Raw genomic sequence first — 1565 nt, 5'->3', positions numbered from 1 at the left:
CGTAAGGTCTTTTTTTCACTGTGATTCCTAAACGTTTTAATGCATAACCAATAGATGCAGCTGAGCAGGAAAAGCGTACAGCACGCTCATATTGATAATCGTCTGGATATTTCTCAACATCAGCACGTAGTGCATCATCCTCAATTTTAAAAGGTTTCCGTGGGCGAGTTCTTTTAACCTCAATTCGTTTTTTCCAACTTAAAATTGTATTTTTATCAATTTCAAATTGTGCAGAGACTGCTCGTATGGAATATCCTTCCTCAAGCTTCGCTATCACTTTTCGTCTAAAATGTTCTGAATAACTCATTTTCATATTGTCTTATATTTTTGATTGTTTGACTATACATATGCAAGAGTAAATATAAAGTCGCATTTAGAGAATCATTAAGTCACCCTGCATCGTTTAATGAAACAGAGTGACAGATAGCTAAATGAGTATAGACACCGAAAAATGTTTTTTATAAATATAATCTCTCGCTCAATCTATGTGTTAAGTTTTTTAGATCGAATAAGCAAAGATTAAATCACACCACATGCTATACGACCGCCTCCACCGCCAAGTGGTGCTGGTGTATCTGAATAATTATCTCCACCTGCGTGTACCATGATCGCATGTCCTCGGATATCAGATAATTTTAAACGAGGTGCTATACTTATTGTTTTAACGTCGCCAGCTGTATTGGCTGTCAGTAAAGGTAAATCTCCAAGATGCCCTGTAAGAGGTGTACCATGATGTTCAGCATGGTTTGGGTTAAAGTGACCACCTGCAGCTAAAGCTGCACCGACCTGCCCATTTTTTTCTGCAGGTTGGCATGAGCCATATTCATGAATATGAAAGCCATGAGGCCCTGATGGAATTTTCGTCAAATCTGTAGTTATTTGTAAACCCTGTTTAGTGTCTTGTAAAATGACGGTTCCAATTTTTTCACCTACGCCCTGTGGAGATACTGCATAAACAGATACTTTTTCCTTAGAGGTTTTGTCATATATATTTAATGTGTTACAGCCTGTCATAATAAAAGCACTTAAAAAAAACAGTCCTGATATTTTATAAAGTTGATTCATTGTTTTTAGCATCCTAATTATATTCTTTGGCTACCTAAATTAGCACAACAATTAATCTCTAAAAATATAAGATATGTAATGTAATTTCAATTTTAAATGCCTCTTTCGGTACACCTTTATGTTATAGAATATTAATACTGTGACTTAAGGCATATTTAGAAGATTTTAGTTTAAAAATTTTGCAAAAGAAAATTCGATTTTGACGTTAAATTTTATAAAATATAAATATTTAGTAAAATATTCCCATTGAAAATTCAAAAAACTTGTTAGTACATTCTGTAGATTTTCTATAAAAGTGTTTGAAGTAATTCAACGAATCTTAGAGCATCTGCGCTTCATAATATTGCAAAAATTCATGCGAATACAATTAAGAATATTTTAATCAATTGTATAAAAATATAGTGCTTGATGATGAGCAATTTTAATTAGATCTTCAGTGGCTTCACTTAAAATAGATTTCAAAAAATACTCAAGATACAAGTCATTGATCACACTAGAAC

General features: G+C 33.0%; 2 protein-coding genes. Both read right to left on the bottom strand.

What is annotated here, in order from left to right; translation table 11 throughout:
- The coding region (locus I2F17_RS12470) for an IS630 transposase-related protein (protein WP_211140161.1) at nucleotides 1-307 on the bottom strand (307 nt) is incomplete at its 3' end.
- A gap of 212 nt (nucleotides 308-519) precedes the next feature.
- Complete coding sequence (gene sodC, locus I2F17_RS12465) at nucleotides 520-1065, bottom strand: superoxide dismutase family protein (protein WP_211140160.1); 546 nt, start codon at nucleotides 1063-1065, stop codon at nucleotides 520-522.
- Between the last annotated feature and the right edge of the window lie 500 nt (nucleotides 1066-1565).

Source organism: Acinetobacter baretiae (assembly GCF_015627105.1).
In the GTDB taxonomy this organism is placed as follows: Bacteria; Pseudomonadota; Gammaproteobacteria; order Pseudomonadales; family Moraxellaceae; genus Acinetobacter; species Acinetobacter baretiae.
The sequence above is the reverse complement of the archived record's forward strand: the minus strand, read 5'-3'. Positions and strand labels throughout refer to the sequence as shown.

Coding starts and splice junctions, on each gene's coding strand:
- sodC (WP_211140160.1), bottom strand. CDS start 1,065: ATGAATCAACTTTATAAAATATCAGGACTGTTTTTTTTAAGTGCTTTT.